This is a genomic window from Pseudomonas sp. MWU15-20650 (assembly GCF_023242475.1).
Classification (GTDB): Bacteria; Pseudomonadota; Gammaproteobacteria; order Pseudomonadales; family Pseudomonadaceae; genus Aquipseudomonas.
In genome coordinates this window covers 1-19,310 of the sequence record NZ_JALJFG010000022.1, presented here as the reverse complement: position 1 = coordinate 19,310, position 19,310 = coordinate 1, and the positions used below count along the sequence as shown (strand labels likewise).

Annotated in this window: 15 protein-coding genes; 4 read left to right on the top strand and 11 right to left on the bottom strand. The window is 60.5% G+C overall.

Annotation, left to right across the window (positions count from 1 at the left end; genetic code table 11):
- Positions 1 to 51 precede the first annotated feature (51 nt).
- The 8 genes from ccoP (M5B43_RS17125) to ccoN (M5B43_RS17090) all read right to left on the bottom strand — a co-directional run bounded on the left by ccoP (M5B43_RS17125) (position 52) and on the right by ccoN (M5B43_RS17090) (position 6,910).
- Positions 52 to 1,029, bottom strand: coding sequence for a cytochrome-c oxidase, cbb3-type subunit III (ccoP, locus tag M5B43_RS17125; RefSeq protein WP_248751197.1), 978 nt, complete (start codon positions 1,027 to 1,029; stop codon positions 52 to 54).
- Positions 1,026 to 1,211 carry a CcoQ/FixQ family Cbb3-type cytochrome c oxidase assembly chaperone gene (locus M5B43_RS17120; RefSeq protein WP_020372609.1) on the bottom strand — a complete coding sequence of 62 codons (186 nt, stop codon included), beginning with the start codon at positions 1,209 to 1,211 and terminating at the stop codon, positions 1,026 to 1,028. Before M5B43_RS17120 ends, ccoP (M5B43_RS17125) begins: the two co-directional genes overlap by 4 nt.
- Before the next feature lie 5 nt (positions 1,212 to 1,216).
- Positions 1,217 to 1,825 carry a cytochrome-c oxidase, cbb3-type subunit II gene (ccoO, locus tag M5B43_RS17115; protein WP_248751196.1) on the bottom strand — a complete coding sequence of 203 codons (609 nt, stop codon included), beginning with the start codon at positions 1,823 to 1,825 and terminating at the stop codon, positions 1,217 to 1,219.
- Positions 1,825 to 3,267, bottom strand: a complete 1,443-nt coding sequence (gene ccoN, locus M5B43_RS17110; RefSeq protein WP_248751195.1) for a cytochrome-c oxidase, cbb3-type subunit I — start codon at positions 3,265 to 3,267, stop codon at positions 1,825 to 1,827. Before ccoN (M5B43_RS17110) ends, ccoO (M5B43_RS17115) begins: the two co-directional genes overlap by 1 nt.
- A gap of 445 nt (positions 3,268 to 3,712) precedes the next feature.
- Positions 3,713 to 4,660, bottom strand: a complete 948-nt coding sequence (gene ccoP, locus M5B43_RS17105; RefSeq protein ID WP_248751194.1) for a cytochrome-c oxidase, cbb3-type subunit III — start codon at positions 4,658 to 4,660, stop codon at positions 3,713 to 3,715.
- Entirely contained in the window at positions 4,657 to 4,857 is a 201-nt protein-coding gene (locus M5B43_RS17100; protein WP_248751193.1) for a cbb3-type cytochrome c oxidase subunit 3, read from the bottom strand. Before M5B43_RS17100 ends, ccoP (M5B43_RS17105) begins: the two co-directional genes overlap by 4 nt.
- A 3-nt stretch (positions 4,858 to 4,860) precedes the next feature.
- Positions 4,861 to 5,466 carry a cytochrome-c oxidase, cbb3-type subunit II gene (ccoO, locus tag M5B43_RS17095; RefSeq protein WP_248751192.1) on the bottom strand — a complete coding sequence of 202 codons (606 nt, stop codon included), beginning with the start codon at positions 5,464 to 5,466 and terminating at the stop codon, positions 4,861 to 4,863.
- Positions 5,467 to 5,476: 10 nt separating this feature from the next.
- Entirely contained in the window at positions 5,477 to 6,910 is a 1,434-nt protein-coding gene (ccoN, locus tag M5B43_RS17090) for a cytochrome-c oxidase, cbb3-type subunit I (protein ID WP_248751191.1), read from the bottom strand.
- Between the two features lie 79 nt (positions 6,911 to 6,989).
- On the opposite strand from ccoN (M5B43_RS17090), the gene M5B43_RS17085 reads away from it, so the two are divergent.
- Positions 6,990 to 7,682: an alpha/beta family hydrolase gene (locus M5B43_RS17085; RefSeq protein ID WP_248751190.1), complete on the top strand. Its 693-nt coding sequence runs from the start codon at positions 6,990 to 6,992 to the stop codon at positions 7,680 to 7,682.
- Between the two features lie 74 nt (positions 7,683 to 7,756).
- Here M5B43_RS17085 and M5B43_RS17080 read toward each other — a convergent pair whose 3' ends face one another.
- Positions 7,757 to 9,322, bottom strand: coding sequence for a PAS domain-containing methyl-accepting chemotaxis protein (locus M5B43_RS17080; protein WP_248751189.1), 1,566 nt, complete (start codon positions 9,320 to 9,322; stop codon positions 7,757 to 7,759).
- A gap of 91 nt (positions 9,323 to 9,413) precedes the next feature.
- Positions 9,414 to 10,205: a CPBP family intramembrane glutamic endopeptidase gene (locus M5B43_RS17075; RefSeq protein WP_248751188.1), complete on the bottom strand. Its 792-nt coding sequence runs from the start codon at positions 10,203 to 10,205 to the stop codon at positions 9,414 to 9,416.
- A gap of 421 nt (positions 10,206 to 10,626) precedes the next feature.
- Here M5B43_RS17075 and M5B43_RS17070 point away from each other — a divergent pair, with 421 nt between their 5' ends.
- The gene (locus tag M5B43_RS17070; protein ID WP_248751187.1) at positions 10,627 to 11,487 is read left to right on the top strand and encodes a DMT family transporter; all 861 of its coding nucleotides are present in this window, start codon (positions 10,627 to 10,629) and stop codon (positions 11,485 to 11,487) included.
- A gap of 32 nt (positions 11,488 to 11,519) precedes the next feature.
- On the opposite strand, the gene M5B43_RS17065 is transcribed toward M5B43_RS17070, so the two are convergent.
- Positions 11,520 to 12,416, bottom strand: a complete 897-nt coding sequence (locus M5B43_RS17065) for a DMT family transporter (RefSeq protein ID WP_248751186.1) — start codon at positions 12,414 to 12,416, stop codon at positions 11,520 to 11,522.
- Between the two features lie 352 nt (positions 12,417 to 12,768).
- Between M5B43_RS17065 and aceK the strand changes: the two genes are divergently transcribed.
- The gene (aceK, locus tag M5B43_RS17060) at positions 12,769 to 14,484 is read left to right on the top strand and encodes a bifunctional isocitrate dehydrogenase kinase/phosphatase (protein WP_248751185.1); all 1,716 of its coding nucleotides are present in this window, start codon (positions 12,769 to 12,771) and stop codon (positions 14,482 to 14,484) included.
- A gap of 808 nt (positions 14,485 to 15,292) precedes the next feature.
- Positions 15,293 to 19,204 (top strand): ATP-dependent RNA helicase HrpA, encoded by a 3,912-nt coding sequence (hrpA, locus tag M5B43_RS17055; RefSeq protein ID WP_248751184.1) that lies wholly within the window; start codon positions 15,293 to 15,295, stop codon positions 19,202 to 19,204.
- The last annotated feature ends 106 nt before the right edge of the window (positions 19,205 to 19,310 follow it).

The window sequence follows — 19,310 nt, the reverse complement described above, 5'->3', positions numbered from 1 at the left end:
CAAGCCCCCTCCCTCATTGGCTTTGCCGTTATTTCAGGCCGCTGTTTAGCTTCACTGCTCTTCGGCCTGCTTCTCCCCATGGGACAAACTGTAAACATACGCCGCCAGCAAGTGCACCTTGTCGTTACCCTGCAATTGCTCTTGCGCAGGCATCTGGCCCTGACGGCCGTAGCGGATGGTCTGCTGCAGTTGCGCAAAACTCGAGCCGTAGATGAATGCACCCGGGTGGGTCAGGTCGGGCGCGCCCATCGCCGGGGTGCCTTTGCCGGCCGGGCCGTGGCAGGCCACGCAGTTGGCGGCGAACAGCTTCGCGCCGTTGGCCACATCGGCCTTGGCACCTTCCGGCAATTTGCGGCCGTCAAGGTTGGTCACCACAAAGCCCGCCACGTCGGCCACGCCTTGCTCGCCAATGACATCGGCCCAGGCCGGCATCACCGCGTGGCGGCCTTTCATGATGGTTTCCTTGATGGTGTCAGGCTCGCCACCCCAGCGCCAGTCGGCGTCGGTCAGGTTGGGGAAACCGTAGGCGCCCTTGGCGTCGGAACCGTGGCACACCGAGCAGTTGGAGGCGAACAGGCGGCCCCCCATCTTCAAGGCTTGCGGGTCCTTGGCCACGTCTTCAATCGGCATCGAGGCGAACTTGGCGAAGATCGGCCCGAACTTGGCGTCCGACTTGGCCATTTCCTTTTCCCATTCGTGCACGCCGGTCCAGCCGGTCTGGCCGTTGGCGAATGGGACTTGCTTGTCGTTGTCGAGGTAGTTGTAGCCCGGCAGCAGCCCCTTCCAGTTGCCCAGGCCAGGGTACAGCGCCAGGTAGCCGAGCGCGAAAATGATGGTGCCGACAAACAGCATGAACCACCACTTGGGCAGCGGGTTGTCGTACTCCTCGATGCCGTCGAACGAGTGGCCGACCGTCTCGTCCGTCTGCTCGGCGCGCTGGCCCTTGCGGGTCGACAGCAGCAGCCAGGTCAGGGCGAAAATGGTACCCAGACTGAGGACTGTGACGTACAGACTCCAGAACGTAGTCATTCTTTGTTACTCCTAGACGCTTGCTCGACGTGCTTGATGGCTTCGGGATCATCTGCAAAGGGCAGCATGGTCGCGTCGTCAAACTCCGACTTGCGCTTGGGGCTGAACACCCATAACGCCAGGCCGACAAAGGCCACCATCACCACAACGGTGCCCAGGCCACGAATCATCCCGATATCCATGAAAATCACCGTTTGCTTTTGATGAGGGTGCCAAGGCCCTGCAGGTAGGCCACCAATGCGTCCATTTCGGTCTTGCCCTTCACGGCGGCGGCGGCACCGGCGATGTCTTCATCGGTGTAGGGCACACCCAGGGTGCGCAAGACTTCCAGCTTCTTGGCGGTGTACTTGCCGTCGAGCTTGTTTTCCACAAGGAACGGGTACGCCGGCATTTTCGACTCAGGCACCACGTTGCGCGGGTTGTACAAGTGCGCACGCTGCCAGTCATCAGAGTAACGCCCGCCCACACGGGCCAGGTCCGGGCCGGTGCGTTTGGAACCCCACAGGAACGGGTGGTCCCACACGCTTTCACCCGCGACCGAGTAGTGGCCATAGCGTTCGGTTTCAGCGCGGAACGGGCGGATCATCTGCGAGTGGCAGCCGACACAACCGTTGGCAATGAAGACGTCTCGACCTTCAACTTCAAGGGCGGGGCGTGGCTTCATGCCTTCCACGGGCTTGTTGGTCACGTCCTGGAAAAACAGCGGAACGATCTGGGTCAGGCCGCCGATGCTCACGGCGATCACCATGAAGAAGGCCAGCAGGCCGATATTCTTCTCGACTACTTCATGCTTCATCAGTGGGCTCCTACAACGGCGATCTTGGCGGCGGCTTCGGCTGCTACAGGGTCGGAGGCGCGCACGGTGCGCCAGACGTTATAGGCCATGATCAGCATGCCGCTGGCAAAGAACGCACCGCCGATAGCGCGCACGATGTAGCCCGGATGGCTGGCTTGCAGCGCTTCGACGAAGGAGTAGGTGAGCGTGCCGTCATCGTTGATTGCACGCCACATCAGGCCCTGGGTAATGCCGTTGACCCACATCGAGGCGATGTAGAGCACGGTGCCGATAGTGGCCAGCCAGAAGTGGGTGTTGATCAGCCCGACGCTGTGCATCTGCGCGCGCCCGAACAGCTTGGGGATCATGTGGTACAGCGCGCCGATGGAGATCATTGCTACCCAGCCGAGGGCGCCGGCGTGTACGTGGCCGATGGTCCAGTCGGTGTAGTGGGACAGCGAGTTGACGGTCTTGATCGCCATCATCGGCCCTTCGAAGGTCGACATGCCATAGAAGGCCAGGGAGACCACGAGGAAACGCAGGATCGGGTCGGTGCGCAACTTATGCCAGGCGCCCGAGAGGGTCATCATGCCGTTGATCATGCCACCCCAGCTCGGGGCCAGCAGGATGATCGACATCGCCATGCCCAGGGACTGCGCCCAATCCGGCAAGGCGGTGTAGTGCAGGTGGTGCGGGCCGGCCCAGATATACAGGGTGATCAGCGCCCAGAAGTGCACGATGGACAGGCGATAGGAGTAGATCGGACGCTCGGCCTGCTTGGGCACGAAGTAATACATCATCCCCAGGAAGCCGGTGGTGAGGAAGAAGCCCACGGCGTTATGGCCGTACCACCACTGGATCATCGCATCCGTCGCCCCGGCGTAGGCCGAATAGGACTTGAACAAACTCACCGGTAAGGATGCATGGTTGACGATGTGCAGCATCGCCGTCACCAGGATGAACGCGCCGTAGAACCAGTTGCCCACATAAATATGCTTGGTCTTGCGCTTGACGATGGTGCCGAAGAACACCACGGCGTAGGTCACCCACACAATGGCGAGCAAAATGGCAATCGGCCATTCCAGCTCGGCGTATTCCTTGGTGGTGGTGTAGCCCAGGGGCAGGGTGATGATGGCTCCGAGGATAACGGCTTGCCAGCCCCAGAAGGTGAAGGCCGCGAGGCCGTCGGAGATCAGTCGCGTCTGGCAGGTTCGCTGCACGACATAGTAGGAGGTGGCAAACAGTGCACATCCACCGAAGGCAAAAATCACCAGGTTGGTGTGCAGCGGGCGCAGGCGGCCAAAGGTCGTCCATGGCAAGCCGAAATTCAATTCCGGCCAAACCAGTTGCGAGGCGATGAACACCCCGAGCCCCATGCCAAGGATCCCCCAGACCACCGTCATGATGGCGAACTGGCGGACTACCTTATAGTTATAAGCAGTCGGACTGATTGCTGTGCTCATTCTAAGGTTCCACGGTTTAGGTTTTTTTATAGGTAAAATCGGCCGCAAGTATGTAGAAAGCGAGGGGCCATTGCAACGCAATGACTGACCTGTATCAATGCGTTCCACGCCAGATTCTGCGCCCTTTCCATGTTTTACGTAGGGACAAAATCAAAAATGGAAAGCTGATCGAGTGGACAGGAAATTTCAGGGGCGCAACGGCTGCCGTCGCGTAGGCCAGGAATGGTCCACTGTGGGAACAAGCGTAGACCCGAATAGGAGGAGGGGAAAGGTGGGCTTGGAAGGGGTGCGACACTTGGTCGCGCAAATGAAAACAACACCGGATCCCCGTAGGAGCGAGCTTGCTCGCGAAGAACTCCAGAGCGCCGCGTTTATGCTGGATAAGCGTGGTGCCCTCAGGTGCCTCGCGAGCAAGCTCGCTCCTACAGTGAAACGGGTTGCTGCCTTACTTGGTCGCGCTGTCTGGCGTTGCACCTTCAGCGTTATGGGACAAGCTGTACACGTAAGCCGCTAGCAGGTGCACCTTGTCATTGCCTTGCAACACATCCTGCGCCGGCATTTGGCCTTGGCGGCCGTGGCGGATGGTTTGCTGCAACTGCGTCAGGCTGGTGCCATAGATGAAGCCGGCCGGTTCGGTCAGGTTCGGCGCGCCCATGGCCTCCATGCCGTGGCCTTGCGGGCCGTGGCACGCCACGCAGGTGGTGTTGAACGCAGCTTGACCGGCCACGAGGTCGGCCGTGTTCTCAGCCGGCAAGGGCAGCTTGGCCAGGTCGTGACGCACATAAGCCGCGACGTTTTTCACGCCGTCCTCGCCAAGTATTTCACCCCAGGCCGGCATCGCCGCGTGGCGACCATTCAGGATAGTGGTCTTGATCGCATCCGCCGAGCCGCCCCAGCGCCAGATGTTGTCGGCCAGGTTGGGGAAGCCGTAGGCGCCCTTGGCATCCGAGCCGTGGCACACCGCGCAGTTGGACGCGAACAGGCGACCGCCCATTTTCAGCGCTTGCGGGTCTTTGGCGACTTCTTCCACCGGCATGGCGGCGAATTTGGCGAAGATCGGCCCGAACTTGGCGTCGGCCTTGGCCATTTCCTTGTCCCATTCCTTGGTCTGGGTCCAGCCGTCTTCATAGCCCGGCAATACACCTTTCCAGTTACCCAGGCCCGGGTAGAGGATCAGGTAGCCGACGGCAAACACCAGGGTGCCGGCGAACAGCATGAACCACCACTGGGGCAGTGGGTTGTCGTATTCCTCGATACCGTCGAAAGCGTGCCCCATGGTCTGGTCGACGCTGCCCTTGGTCTCGCCCTTGCGGGTGCCGATCAAGAGCCAGGTCAGGCCGATCAGGCTGCCGAGGGTCAAGACGCTGATCCATGTACTCCAGAATGTGGTCATGGCCGAGTGCTCCTTGTTGCAGGCTCTTCTTGAGCGTCGCAGGGGGAAGGTTCATCGGCAAAGGGCAGCAGGCGTGCCTGCTCGAATTCCGCATTGCGCCGGTTGTTGAACACCCACAGCGACAGGCCGATAAAAGCGATGGCGACCACCAGCGTGCCGAGGCCGCGGATGGTGCCTGCATCGAATTCAAATCCCATGGCTCACCTCTTGCTCTTGATGGCAGTGCCGAGCACTTGCAGGTAGGAAACCAGTGCGTCCATCTCGGTCTTGCCCTTGAGGCTGGCGACTGCGCCACTGATGTCGTCGGTGTACGGCACGCCGAGGGTGCGCATCACGTTCAACTTGGTCTCGGTGTGGCTGCTGTCGACCGGGGCCGTGACCAGCCATGGGTAGGCCGGCATTTTCGATTCCGGCACCACGTTGCGCGGGTTGTACAAGTGCGCGCGGTGCCAGTCGTCCGAGTAACGCGCGCCGACGCGAGCCAGGTCCGGCCCGGTGCGCTTGGAGCCCCACAGGAACGGGTGGTCCCACACGCTCTCGCCGGCCACCGAGTAGTGGCCGTAGCGTTCGGTTTCGGCGCGGAACGGGCGGATCATCTGCGAGTGGCACTGTACGCAGCCTTCGCGGATGTAGATGTCGCGGCCTTCCAGTTGCAGCGCGGTGTAAGGCTTCATGCCCTCCACCGGTTTGTTGGTCACGTCCTGGAAGAACAGCGGGACGATCTGGGTCAGGCCACCGATGCTCACGGCGAACACCATCAACAGCATGAGCAGGCCGACGTTCTTTTCAATCGTTTCGTGTTTCATCACTGACTCCTCAGGCCATCTGCGCGGCGGTGGCAGGTTCGGCGGCTTCGACAGCGGGCGCCGAGCGCACGGTGCGCCATGTGTTGTAAGCCATCAGCAACATGCCGCTGAGGAAGATTGCGCCGCCCACCAGTCGCACGATGAAGCCAGGATGGCTGGCCACCAGGGTTTCGACGAAGGAGTAGGTCAAGGTGCCGTCTTCGTTGATCGCACGCCACATCAGGCCCTGGGCGATGCCGTTGACCCACATCGAGGCGATGTAGAGCACGGTGCCGATGGTGGCCAGCCAGAAGTGCGCGTTGATCAGGCCGAGGCTGTACATCTGCTCGCGACCGAAGACTTTCGGGATCATGTGGTACAGCGCGCCGATCGAAATCATCGCTACCCAACCGAGGGCGCCGGCGTGTACGTGGCCGATGGTCCAGTCGGTGTAGTGGGAGAGGGCGTTGACGGTCTTGATCGCCATCATCGGGCCTTCGAAGGTCGACATGCCGTAGAACGCCAGGGAGACCACCAAAAAGCGCAGGATCGGGTCGCTGCGCAACTTATGCCAGGCGCCCGACAGCGTCATCATGCCGTTGATCATGCCGCCCCAGCTGGGAGCCAGCAGCACCAGCGACATCACCATGCCCAGCGACTGCGCCCAATCCGGCAGCGCGGTGTAGTGCAAGTGGTGTGGGCCGGCCCAGATGTACAGGGTGATCAAGGCCCAGAAGTGCACGATCGACAGGCGATAGGAATACACCGGGCGCTCGGCCTGCTTGGGCACGAAGTAGTACATCATTCCGAGGAAGCCTGCGGTGAGGAAAAAGCCTACCGCGTTATGCCCATACCACCATTGCACCATGGCATCGGTCGCACCGCCGTAGGCCGAGTAGGACTTGGTCCAGCTCACCGGCAGGGACGCATGGTTGACGATATGCAGGATGGCCACGGTGATGATGAAGGCGCCGAAGAACCAGTTACCCACGTAGATATGCTTGGTCTTGCGCTTCATTACCGTGCCGAAGAACACGATGCCATAGGCCACCCAGACAACGGCGATCAGAATGGCGATCGGCCATTCCAGCTCGGCGTACTCCTTGGAGGTGGTGTAGCCCAGCGGCAAGCTGATGGCCGCCAGCACAATCACCAGTTGCCAGCCCCAGAAGCAGAACGCGGCAATTTTCGGCGCGAACAGCTGTGTCTGGCAGGTACGCTGTACCGAGTAAAACGAGCTGGCGAACAGTGCGCAGCCACCAAAGGCGAAGATCACCGCATTGGTGTGCAGCGGGCGCAAGCGGCCGAAGCTGGTCCAGGGCAAATCGAAGTTGAGCGCGGGCCATACCAATTGGGCGGCGAGAAAAACCCCGAGCCCCATGCCGACGATGCCCCACACCACCGTCATAATGGTGAATTGGCGGACCACCTTGTAGTTATAGGCGGTACTTAAAGTAGTGTTCATGGTTCCCCATCCACGGTTCAACCCAAGCCAATGCGGCACTTGGGCTGGAGTTATAGGCAGACTAAAAAGCGAGGCAAGCATGGGCAAAGAGCACAAGGCCAGTATTGACGGGGATCAATGGGCGCAGCGTGCGCGGGAACACGGCTGGCTGTGGGATGTCGCGGTGGGCAAGGCTTCGGGCGAGCCGGTCACGTTGATCCTGGCCCACGGCGCCGGCGCGCCAATGGACTCGGCGTTCATGAACGACATGGCTGCACGCCTTGCCAGCCATGGCGTGAATGTACTGCGCTTCGAGTTTCCCTACATGGCCCAACGCCGCTTGGAGGGGGGCAAACGCCCGCCGAATCCGGCGCCCAAACTGCTGGAAGCCTGGCGCGAGGTGTATGCCCAGGTGCGACGTCATGTCGCTGGGAAGCTGGCGGTTGGCGGCAAGTCCATGGGCGGGCGGATGGCCAGTTTATTGGCGGACGAACTGGGCGCTGACGGGCTGGTGTGCCTCGGCTATCCGTTTTATGCGGTGGGCAAGCCGGAGAAACCACGGGTGGAACATTTGGCCGCGCTGAAGACGCCTGCATTGATTGTGCAGGGCGAGCGCGATGCCTTGGGCAACCGGGCGGCGGTGGAGGGGTATGAGTTGTCGCCGAGCATCGAGGTGATGTGGCTGGTGGCGGGGGATCATGACTTGAAGCCGTTGAAGGCTTCAGGGTTTAGTCATGAGCAGCATTTGGAGGCTGCGGCGGTGCAAGTGGCTGGGTTTCTCGGCGCCAGTTAGGGGCAGCTACGGCTGTTGTGGGAGATTTGTCAGGGGCTGAAAGTTGTGTAGATACCCATGCCCCCGATAGCGGTCTAGCGGTTAAAACGCTCTACCAGTGAGTACTGGGTATTGGCCGTATGGGTCAACTCCTCACTCAACTGCGCCGAGTTCATCGCCTGTTCCGAGGTCTGGTCCGCCAACAGCGCAATGGTGCTGATGTTTCGGCTGATCTCCTCGGCCACCGCGCTTTGCTCTTCGGTCGCGGCGGCAATCTGGGTGGTCATGTCGGTGATGTTGGCCACCGCTTCACTGATCCCCACCAACGCCTGGTCTGCTTCCATGACCCGCGCCACACCCTCTTCAGCCTGGCGGTGCCCGGCGTCCATGGTTTGCACGGCCGCAGCCGCGGTGTGTTGCAGTTTGGCGATCAGCGTATGGATCTGTCCGGTGGACTCCGCCGTACGTTGCGCCAGTTGTCGCACTTCGTCGGCCACCACCGCAAAACCACGGCCCATCTCACCGGCACGCGCCGCTTCGATGGCTGCGTTGAGCGCCAGCAGGTTGGTCTGGTCGGCAATGCCTTTGATCACATCGACCACGCCACCGATCTCATCGCTGTCCTTGGCCAATTGGGTCACGGTCACGCCCGTCTCGCCCACGGCGACCGACAGACGCTGAATCGCCTCGCGGGTTTCCCCGGCGATGTCGCGTCCGCGACCGGTCAGGCGGTTGGCTTCCTGGGTCGCATCTGCGGTGCGTTGTACATGGCTGGCGACTTCCTGGGTCGTCGCCGCCATCTGGTTGACCGCAGTGGCCACCTGCTCAGTCTCCACGCGCTGGCGCTCCAGGCCGCTGGAGCTGTTATGCGCCAGGGTGTTGGATTGTGCCGCCTGGTCGTTGAGGTGTTCGGCGGTGTCCTGCAAGCGTGTCAGGCACGTTTTCAGGCGCGCTTCCTGGCTGAGGATCGACATCTCCAGGCGTGCTTGTGCACCACGGCTGTCGGTGTACATCTGCGCGATCAACGGGTCGGAGGTGGTCTGCCCAGCCAGGCGCAGCAGACGCTTGAGGCCACGCTGTTGCCAGCTCAGGCCGAGCAGGCCCAGTGGCACCGACAACCCTGCCGCCAGGGCGAACCCCCATTGGGAGGTGAGGGTTGCGCCGATCATGAAGCTCAGTTGGCTGACCAGGATAAACGGCAGCCAATCCTGCAATACCGGCAGCCACTTGTCCCGCTGGGGAATGGCGGACTTGCCCTGGTTGATCCGTTGATAAAGCGCTTCGGCCCGGCGGATCTGCTCGGCGGTGGGCTTGATGCGCACCGATTCGTAGCCGATCACCTGGTTGCCGTCGAAGACCGGTGTCACATAGGCGTTAACCCAGTAATGATCACCTGTCTTGCAGCGGTTCTTAACGATGCCCATCCATGGCAAGCCTTGTTTGAGCGTGGACCACATGTGCGCGAACACGGCCGACGGCACATCCGGGTGACGCACGAGGTTGTGCGGAGCACGGATCAGTTCGTCGCGGGTGAACCCACTGATTTCGACAAACGCGTCGTTACAGTAAGTGATGACACCCTTGGCATCTGTGGTGGAGATCAACCGTTGCTGAGCGGGGAAGGTACGTTCGCGCTGGGTAACGGGTTGGTTATTACGCATGATTGTTCAATCCGCAAGGCTTTCAGGGGTTATCGGCGGTTGCAGGCATTTATTTAACGTGTTTTTGCAACAATCCAACGGCGCGCAACAATCAGCCGGCCAGCATCGGGTACGTAAACAAGCCGAAGTGAAGCAGATTCAAGCCAAAATGCGTGGCAATCGCCGCGCCGAGCCCACCGAAGCGATACGCAAGGCCATAACCTGCCCCTGCGATGCTCGCCAGCAGCACCCACTGCCAGCCCGCCCCCAGGTGCGCCAGGCCGAATAACAGCGACGCCAACAGCAGCGCGAGGTTCTCGCCGTAGGGCAGGTGTTTCAAGCGTTGGCTCAGGCCCCCTTGGACATAGCCGCGAAACAGCGCTTCTTCCACCAGCGTCACCAGCAGCAGGTTATTCAACACCCATAGCCAGGATTGTTCCGGCCATTTTGGTGCCCAACTGATCATCCCTATCAGGGCTGCGCCACCCAAGGCGGCGATGGCGGTCAGGGTCAAGGCCAGCGCCGTGACGCAGATCGACAGGCGCAATGAACGCCGCGCCACAATCCACGGGCAGGCGAGCAGCAACCAGAAGCCAATCAGCGGTTTGTCCTGGTTCAGGTACATCGAGAACGGCACGGCGTCTGGGGTCAGGCGCTGGGGCGCGATGCCACGGCCGTTGTAGAAACCCGGCAGCCAGTGCATCGCCAGGCCCAGGGCCAAGACGATGAACAAGCCATGGCCGAGGTAGCGCGCCCAGGGGGTACGTTGTTGGCGTACGGCGTACCCTGCGATCAGCAGCAAGGCGATCGAAACCGCCGCCAGCAGGCCCAGTTGCCCATAGATCAAGGCCAGCACATAGCCAATGGAAAGAAGCACCAGGTACAGCCAGGGCAAAGCAATCATGTGAAATCCTTTAAAAAAACTGGGCGACATTATAACGAGCGGTCTTCTTTAGAGGGCATGAAAAGTCCGCCACGTACCGCCATGGGCGAAGGGATTGCAAAATGTGTTTGCAGCTGGTTATAGTCGGTGCGCCTTCATCCCTTCAAAAAGATCAGCACATGTCAGCTTCCCAGCACATAGCGGTAGTCGATTCAGCGGTCAGCGCTGTGGTCGTGCCGTGCGGGAACAAGCAGCCTGCGCAGATCAGTCACTACCCCCCACCTGTCAGTAGCACGCCGGTGTACGCAGTCGTATCACCGCCGGGCGTTGGCATTTCGGGCTGATCAGCGAATCGCTGTTGCCCCTCTGCCTGCCTGAAAAAACCTACTGAATTTCAGCTCTTTGCTGAATCGGCTTTTTTGCCTGATTACAGGTGGTAACCATGTCTGTTCTTTCGAAACAATCCGTGGCCGCGGCGGCCTCGACGAGCCTGTTTGTCTTGCTGTGGAGCAGTGGGGCGATTTTTTCCAAGTTGGGCCTGGCCCATGCTTCGCCCTTTGCCTTTCTGTTGATCCGTTTTGCCATCGCCCTGGTCGGGTTGGTGGTGCTGGTGCCGGTCCTCAAGTTGAAGCTGCCACGTGCCGGCAAGCCGCTGTGGTATGCGGCGGCGACCGGGCTGGTGTTGCTGGGGGCTTACCAGATTTTCTATCTGTTGGCCCTGGACCTCAACGTCACGCCCGGAGTGATGGCGACCATCATGGGCGTGCAGCCGATCCTTACGGTGGTGCTGATGGAGCGTCAGCGCTCCTGGCGCCGGTTGTTCGGCCTGGGGTTGGGGTTGGTGGGGTTGATCATGGTGGTTTACCAGGGCATCGGGTTGGCGGGCATGTCCTTGGCCGGGATGCTGTTCGGGTTGTTGGCGCTGGCGAGCATGACGTTTGGCTCGATCATGCAGAAGCGCATTACCGACAACCCCTTGGGCACATTGCCGGTGCAGTACCTGGCCGGTCTATTGCTGTGCTCGGTGTTCGTGCCGTTCCAACCCTTCCACGTTGAACACAACACGGGCTTTTACCTGCCGGTGCTGTGGATGGGCCTGGTGGTATCAGTGCTGGCGACGTTGTTGCTGTATCGCCTGATCGCCCGGGGCAACCTGGTGAATGTCACCAGTCTGTTCTACTTGGTACCGGCGGTGACGGCGGTGATGGACTACTGGATCTTCGGCAATCGGCTCGCATTGTTGAGCCTGTTGGGGATGGCGTTGATCATCATTGGCTTGGTCTTTGTGTTCCGCAAAAAATAGCGGACTCACTCGCTGTAGGAGCCCGTCGGCTCCTACAGCGCCTTGGCCAGTTTCCCCGGCCGCAATACCAGCCACAAAGCCCCTGCAATCAATACCCCGCCATACAGATGCGCCATTGATAAAGGCTCATCGAGCAGCAACGCGCCCCATAACACGCCAAACGGCGGAATCATGAAGGTCACGGTCATCGACTTCACCGGGCCAATGGATGACAGCAGGCGGAAGTACAGGATGTAGGCCAATGCCGTACACACCAGGCCCAATCCCAGTAACGAGGACCACACCTGCCAGCCGCCCCAACTCGCAGGCGGATGACTGATCGCGCTGTAGGCAAAGAGCGGCAGCAAAAACAAGGTTGCGCCCAGCATGCTGCCCAAGGCCGCCAGGCGACTGTCCAACCCGCCACGTTGATCCAGCCAACGCCGCGCCAGGAAACCGGCAAAGCCATAGCATGTCGTGGCCAGCAAACAGGCGAGCGCGCCGATCAACAATTGCCGATCAAACGCCACGGGCCCGGCGCGGGTCAGCACGCCGACGCCGAACAGGCCCAGGCTCACGCCGGCAATTTTTGACGGCGTCAGGCGCTCACTGAAGAACAGCCCGCCAATCAGCACGCCCATCAAGGGCGTGGTGGCGTTGAAAATAGCGGAGTAACCCGCCGGCAATACTTGAGCTGCCACCGAATACAGGGTCGCCGGAATCCCGGAGTTGATCACACCCAGCAGCAGGACGGTCTTGAACTTGCCCTGGAAGTCCCAACTCACGTGCATCATCGCCAGAATCACCAGCAACCCCGCAGCAGCAATCGACACCCGGAAAAAAGCCGTCGGCACGCTGCCGATTTCCGGCGCGATAATGCGCATGAATAGGAAGCTGGCGCCCCAAATAGCGGCCAGCCCCAGCAAATACAGGGTGTCGACAGGTCTCACGGAAAACTCCTACGCGAAAGGGCGGCGAGTGTTGCCCAGAGACCGGCCTGACACAATGGCTATTTACAGCACAAACCGCGTCACCATGCCGTTGAGGTCCACCGCCAGGCCCTCGGCTTTGACTGCGGCGCCGAGCGCTTCGAATGACATCTCGAGACGCCTTGGCGATTAGAACCTGTCCCGGGTCATGTCAGCGTGGGAGAGGGGGGCGCTATCTATCAACGTGCGGTCATCGTGGTAATCGGGGTTTCCCTTACGCGGCTTCAAGGCCGCTACGCAAAATCATCCTTCTCCTGCCTCGGCTCACTGGCTAAGCTCAGGGCATTCCAAATGCCCGTTCGAGGTTTTCCGTATGCCGCAACCTGCCCTTGCAATCGCCCGGATGATCCTTGAAGGGTTCGACGATTACCGTGAGCACTTCCGCCAGATCACCGATGGCGCCCGCGAGCGTTTCGAAAAGGCCCAGTGGCAGCAAGGGCAGGCTGCTTCGGCGGCGCGTATCAACCTGTACGAAGAGAAGGTCAGTGAGGTCACCGCCCGCCTGCGGGCCAGCTTCGAAGCCTGCGCCCTGCACGAGATTGACCTGTGGCCCCTGGTGAAAAGCGCCTATATCGGCCTGATCGACCTGCGCTTTGATGATGAGCTGTCCGAGACTTGGTACAACTCGATTTTTTGCGGCCTGTTCAGCCATGACCTGATCAGCGACGGCTGCATGTTCATTCACACCACCCGGCCAAGCTTGCGCCGGGCACGGGCGGCACAAACGCGCATCTACACACCGGCCGGTAAAATATCGGACCTGCTTGCGCAGATTTTTTCTGACTACAGCTTCAGCGAGCCCTACGCCGATCTGCCGGCCGACCTGCGGCGTCTTGAAGTACAGCTGCGGGAAAACCTGCCGGATTGGGTGTGCAAAGACCCGGATCTCAAGGTCGAGCTGTTTTCCTCGGTGCTCTACCGCAATAAAGGCGCCTACCTCGTAGGGCGTATCTACACCCGCGACGAACAATGGCCGCTGGTTATTCCATTGCTGCACCGCGAAGGGCGTGGCATTCAGATCGATGCGTTGATCACCGATGAAGCCGACGTGTCGATCATCTTCTCGTTCACCCGTTCCTACTTCATGGTCGACGTGCCGGTACCGGCGGAATTTATCGGCTTTCTCAAGCGCATCCTGCCCGGCAAGCACATCGCCGAGCTGTACACCTCCATTGGTTTCTACAAGCACGGTAAGTCAGAGTTTTACCGGGCGTTGATCAACCACCTGGCGACCACCGACGACCAGTTCATCATGGCCCCGGGTGTGCGCGGCATGGTCATGAGTGTGTTCACGCTGCCGGGCTTCAACACCGTGTTCAAGATCATCAAGGATCGTTTTTCGCCGTCGAAAAACGTCAACCGCGCCACGGTGATCGAGAAATACCGCTTGGTTAAAAGCGTCGACCGCGTCGGGCGCATGGCCGACACGCAGGAGTTCGCTGACTTTCGCTTTCCCTTGAGCAAATTCGAGCCTGAGTGCCTGGCCGAATTGCTGGAAGTCGCTGCCGGTACCGTCGAAGTGGAAGGCGACACGGTGCTCATTCGTCACTGCTGGACCGAGCGGCGCATGACCCCGCTCAACCTCTACCTCGACAACGCCAACCCGGCCCAGGTGCGTGAAGCACTGGAGGACTACGGCCTGGCCATCAAGCAATTGGCGGCCGCCAATATCTTCCCGGGCGACATGCTGCTGAAGAACTTCGGTGTCACCCGTCATGGTCGCGTGGTGTTCTACGACTACGACGAAATTTGCTTTCTCACCGAAGCCCATTTCCGGCACATCCCTGCGCCGCGCACCCCCGAGGATGAAATGGCCTCCGAGCCCTGGTATTCCATCGGCCCGCTGGACGTGTTTCCGGAAGAATTCCCACCGTTCCTGTTTGCCGATGCCGGCCAGCGCAAGCTGTTCGATGAGTTGCACGGCGAGTTGTACAACGCCGACTACTGGAAGGGCCTGCAGGAGGCGATTCGTGCCGGCAAGGTCATCGATGTATTTCCTTATCGGCGTAGGTGGGAAGGGGGGGCTTGAACAGCCAAATTATTGCGTTTCAGTAAGCGCTGGAGTGTGGCTAAAAACTACTGGCAACTATTGAGTTGACAGTAGTTCAAGGGGTAGGCACTTACAGATCGATGGATGGGGTCGACTGGGTTTACTTCTTGGCCAAAAACGGCGTGTCTTTGTTAGTTTCCAGTATTTTGTCACTCCAGGTGCCCAGGTGGTTCCTGTCTGTCTTGTTGGGGGCCTGGCTCCGGGTGGTCGAAGTGTCCTGATGCAGGTTGTTCATCGACTCTCACCTGTTTCAGCGTTAAAGGCCGCTCATGAAACTCATTCCTCGCCTTGCCGAGCTTGAAGGTTGGTTGTTCGAGATTCTATTCGCCGTCAGGTTGGTTGTTGGCTCTGACGAGGTGCGGCTGTTGGAAGTAGCGGTCGGCTTTTCTGTGTAAGCCGGAGCGAACTCATAGCGGGGCGGTGGCTCCGTACTTGCCGAGCGAGGTTGGGCCCGCATGGAGTCATCGTAGTTTGGCAGGCGTGACGTGGTGGCATTGATAGGCATAATAAACTCCGCTTTCCGGTGGGAATGTTCTGATTTACCAGACGTATCTGGAGACTTATTGAAGCCTGCACACTGCATCCATCACATCGGACTTTCTCTGTTTAAGCGTCAGATGGGGTGTTAAAACTCTGTAGTAAAAATCACCATGGAACGGCTTTCAGTACCGCTGCCCAATGACGCAGCGTCTCCCGACGCGTCGAAATCTGCGACAATCCCTCCCACTCAATCGACTAACGCTGTGCAGGCATCACCTGCCTTACCCAAAAGACCGTTGCCGCCCTGATGACTGACCAAGCACCCACTATCGATCAACTGCTGAAAAACCTCGATCACGCCATGCTCGCCGACCGCCACCGTTTGCGGCGCCAGTTGCTTGAGCTGCGCAAGAAGCCCGATGAGGAAAAGCTGGCGCAGTGGGTGACGCGTCTGCAGGCGTCCTGCGCCCAGGTGACGGCGCGGCGTGCCAGCCTGCCGGTGATTCGCTACGACGACAGCCTGCCGATTGCCGCCAAGCGCGATGAGATCAAGGACGCACTGCTCAAGCATCAGGTGCTGATCATCGCGGGCGAAACCGGCTCGGGCAAGACCACCCAGCTGCCGAAGATCTGCCTGGAGATCGGCCGCGGCCAGTACGGCCTGATCGGCCATACCCAGCCGCGCCGGATTGCTGCGCGCAGTGTCGCCAGCCGTGTCGCCGAAGAACTGGCCACCCCCTTGGGCGCCCTGGTGGGTTATCAGGTGCGGTTCGAAGACCAGAGCGATTCCAACACCCTGATCAAGCTGATGACCGATGGCATCCTGCTGGCGGAAACCCAGAACGACCGCTACCTCGAACGCTACGACACAATCATCGTCGACGAAGCCCACGAACGCAGCCTGAACATCGATTTCCTGCTGGGTTACCTCAAGACCCTGTTGCCGCGTCGTCCCGACCTGAAAGTCATCATCACCTCGGCGACCATCGACCTGGAGCGCTTTTCCAAGCACTTCGACGATGCGCCGATTGTCGAAGTCTCGGGGCGTACCTTCCCGGTGGACACCTGGTATCGCCCATTGACCCTGGAGCAAGACGAGGAGGGCAACCGTGTCGAGGACGACTTGACCGTTGACCAGGCGATCCTCGCCACCCTCGATGAGATCGCCGCCTATGAGCGCAGCGAGCGGCGCAGCCCAGGGGATGTGCTGGTATTTTTGCCGGGTGAACGTGAAATTCGCGACGCCGCCGAGATGCTGCGCAAGGCCCAGCTTAGGCACACGGAAATCCTGCCGTTGTACGCGCGCCTATCGCCGGCCGAACAGCAGCGCATTTTCCAGTCGCACCCGGGGCGCCGTGTGGTCTTGGCGACCAACGTGGCGGAAACCTCACTGACTGTGCCGGGCATTCGTTATGTGATCGACAGCGGCACTGCGCGCATCAGTCGCTACAGTTATCGCGCCAAAGTGCAGCGCCTGCCGATCGAGGCGATTTCCCAGGCCAGCGCCAACCAGCGTAAGGGCCGGTGCGGCCGTGTCGAGCCGGGCATTTGCATTCGGTTGTACAGTGAAGAAGACTTTATCGGTCGCCCGGAATTTACCGACCCGGAAATCCTGCGTACCAACCTTGCCGCCGTGATCCTGCAGATGCTGCACCTGCGCCTTGGCGAAATCACCGACTTCCCGTTTATCGAACCGCCGGACGGCAAGGCCATCAGTGATGGTTTCAACTTGCTGCAAGAGCTCTCGGCGGTTGACCGTAACAGCCAACTCACGCCATTGGGGCGCCAGTTGGCGCGCCTGCCGGTGGACCCGCGCATGGGGCGCATGCTGCTCGAAGCCGCCAAGCTGGGTAGTTTGCAGGAGGTGTTGATCGTCGCCAGTGCGATGTCGATCCAGGACCCGCGCGAGCGCCCGCCGGAGCGTCAGCAGGCCGCCGATCAGGCTCACGCACAATGGAAAGATGCCGATTCCGACTTCGCCGGTCTGGTTAATCTGTGGCGTGGTTTTGAAGAGCAGCGCCAGGCATTGACCGCCAGCCCGTTGCGCAATTGGTGTCGTAAAAACTTCCTGAATTACCTGCGCTTGCGCGAGTGGCGCGATTCCCATCGCCAGTTGAGCCTGATCTGCCGCGACATGCAGCTGACGATCAACAAGGAACCGGCGGACTTCGCCAAACTGCACAAGGCCGTACTGTCCGGCCTGCTCAGCCAGATCGGCCAGAAGACCGAAGAGGGCGATTACCTCGGTGCCCGTCAGCGGCGTTTCTGGATTCATCCCTCGTCCGGTATCGGCAAGAAGCGCCCGCAATGGCTGATGACCGCTGAGCTGGTGGAAACCACCAAGCTCTATGCGCGCATGGTGGCCAAGATCGATGCCGACTGGATCGAACCCCTGGCCGGGCACCTGATCAAGAAAAACCACTTCGAACCCCATTGGGAGAAGAAGCGCGGCCAAGTGGTGGCCTTTGAGCAGATCACCCTGTTCGGGCTGATCGTGGTCGGACGGCGGCCGGTGCATTACGGGCCGATTGACCCGGTGGTGTCCCGCGAGCTGTTTATCCGCGAAGGCTTGGTGCGCGGCGAGATTCAGTCCCGGGCCAAGTGCCTCACGGCCAACCAGCAACTGCTGGAGCAGCTTGACGAACTGGAAGCCAAGGCACGCCGGCGCGACATCCTGGCGGACGAAGAAACCCTGTTCGCTTTCTACGATGCGCGCTTGCCCGCGGAGATTCACCAGACTGCCACCTTCGACAGCTGGTACAAGGTCAACAGCCAGAAAGACCCGCAACTGCTGATCATGCGCGAGGAAGACGTGCTGGCCCGTGAGGCCAGTGAAGTGACCGCCGCACATTACCCGGACACCTTGCACTTGGGCGACCTGGCGCTGGCCTTGAGTTACCACTTCGAGCCCAACCACCCGCGTGACGGCGTCACCCTGCGTGTGCCGGCACCACTGCTACCGGCATTGCCCGCCGAGCGTCTGGAGTGGCTGGTGCCGGGGGTGATCGAGGCCAAGTGCATCGCCCTGGTGCGCAACTTGCCGAAGGCGTTGCGCAAAAACTTTGTACCCGTGCCGGACTTCGTCAAGGCGGCGCTGCAACGTATCGAATTCGGCCAGGGCTCCTTGCCCCAGGCGCTGGGGCGTGAATTGCTGCGCATGACAGGTGCGCGGGTCACCGATGAAGCCTGGATGGAAGCCGCGCAACAGGTGGAAAACCACCTGAAGATGAACCTGGAAGTGGTCGACGGCCAGGGCAAGTTCCTGGGCGAGGGCCGTGACCTGGCGGAGCTGACCGCGCGTTTCGCCGAAGCCAGCCAGGCGGCCTTAGCGGTGCCGCACACCGCAAAAAGCCAGCAGCCGGTGGAGGCCAAGGTGTTTGCGGCGGTGGCCGAGAAGACTCAACAAAAGATCGCCGGCCTGTCGATGACGGTGTACCCGGCGCTGGTGGAAGAAAACGGCACGGTCAAGGAAGGTCGTTTCTCCACGGCCGCCGAGGCCGAGTTCCAGCACCGTCGCGCCTTGCAGCGCCTATTGATGCAGCAACTGGCGGAGCCGGCTAAATTCCTGCGCGGCAAGTTGCCGGGGCTGACCGAGCTGGGCCTGATGTACCGCGAGCTGGGACGCATTGACGCGCTGGTGGAGGACATCCTGCTGGCCAGCCTCGATACTTGCGTACTGGAAGGCGAAGCCAGCTTGCCGCGCGACGGTGCGGGCCTTGCCGCCTTGGCGGAGCGCAAGCGTGGCAGTTGGACCGAACATGCCGAGCGCCTGGCGCGTTTGACGTTGGACGTGCTGAAACTCTGGCACGGCTTGCAAAAGCGCTTCAAAGGCAAGATCGACTTGGCCCAGGCCGTGGCCTTGAACGACATCAAGCAGCAACTGAGCAACCTGGTGTACCCCGGGTTTGTACGGGAAACCCCGGCGCAATGGTTCAAGGAGTTGCCGCGTTTCCTCAAGGCCATCGAGTTGCGCCTGGAAAAGCTACCGGGCCAGGTGCAAAAAGATCGGGTGTGGAGTACTGAGTTGAGCGGCCTTTGGGCGCAATACCAGAACCGGCTGAACAAGCACGCCCAGGAAGGTAAGCGCGACCCTCAACTGGAGCTCTACCGCTGGTGGTTGGAGGAATATCGGGTGTCATTGTTCGCCCAGCAATTGGGTACCAAAGTGCCGATTTCCGATAAGCGTTTGAGCAAGCAGTGGAGCCAGGTAGAAAACTGAGCAGGGTCAAATGTGGGGGCTTGCTCCCGATAGCGGTGGATCAGTCAGCTTATCCTCAGCTGGCCCACCGCCATCGGGAGCAAGCCCCCTCCCACATTTTTACGGT

What these genes read in the sequence shown, in the direction of transcription:
- M5B43_RS17120 (WP_020372609.1), bottom strand. Translation starts at nt 1,211, where the DNA reads ATGGATATCGGGATGATTCGTGGCCTGGGCACCGTTGTGGTGATGGTG.
- ccoN (WP_248751195.1), bottom strand. Translation starts at nt 3,267, where the DNA reads ATGAGCACAGCAATCAGTCCGACTGCTTATAACTATAAGGTAGTCCGC.
- M5B43_RS17070 (WP_248751187.1), top strand. Translation starts at nt 10,627, where the DNA reads ATGTCTGTTCTTTCGAAACAATCCGTGGCCGCGGCGGCCTCGACGAGC.
- ccoO (WP_248751192.1), bottom strand. Translation starts at nt 5,466, where the DNA reads ATGAAACACGAAACGATTGAAAAGAACGTCGGCCTGCTCATGCTGTTG.
- ccoP (WP_248751197.1), bottom strand. Translation starts at nt 1,029, where the DNA reads ATGACTACGTTCTGGAGTCTGTACGTCACAGTCCTCAGTCTGGGTACC.
- hrpA (WP_248751184.1), top strand. Translation starts at nt 15,293, where the DNA reads ATGACTGACCAAGCACCCACTATCGATCAACTGCTGAAAAACCTCGAT.
- M5B43_RS17075 (WP_248751188.1), bottom strand. Translation starts at nt 10,205, where the DNA reads ATGATTGCTTTGCCCTGGCTGTACCTGGTGCTTCTTTCCATTGGCTAT.
- ccoP (WP_248751194.1), bottom strand. Translation starts at nt 4,660, where the DNA reads ATGACCACATTCTGGAGTACATGGATCAGCGTCTTGACCCTCGGCAGC.
- ccoN (WP_248751191.1), bottom strand. Translation starts at nt 6,910, where the DNA reads ATGAACACTACTTTAAGTACCGCCTATAACTACAAGGTGGTCCGCCAA.
- M5B43_RS17080 (WP_248751189.1), bottom strand. Translation starts at nt 9,322, where the DNA reads ATGCGTAATAACCAACCCGTTACCCAGCGCGAACGTACCTTCCCCGCT.
- M5B43_RS17100 (WP_248751193.1), bottom strand. Translation starts at nt 4,857, where the DNA reads ATGGGATTTGAATTCGATGCAGGCACCATCCGCGGCCTCGGCACGCTG.
- ccoO (WP_248751196.1), bottom strand. Translation starts at nt 1,825, where the DNA reads ATGAAGCATGAAGTAGTCGAGAAGAATATCGGCCTGCTGGCCTTCTTC.
- M5B43_RS17085 (WP_248751190.1), top strand. Translation starts at nt 6,990, where the DNA reads ATGGGCAAAGAGCACAAGGCCAGTATTGACGGGGATCAATGGGCGCAG.
- aceK (WP_248751185.1), top strand. Translation starts at nt 12,769, where the DNA reads ATGCCGCAACCTGCCCTTGCAATCGCCCGGATGATCCTTGAAGGGTTC.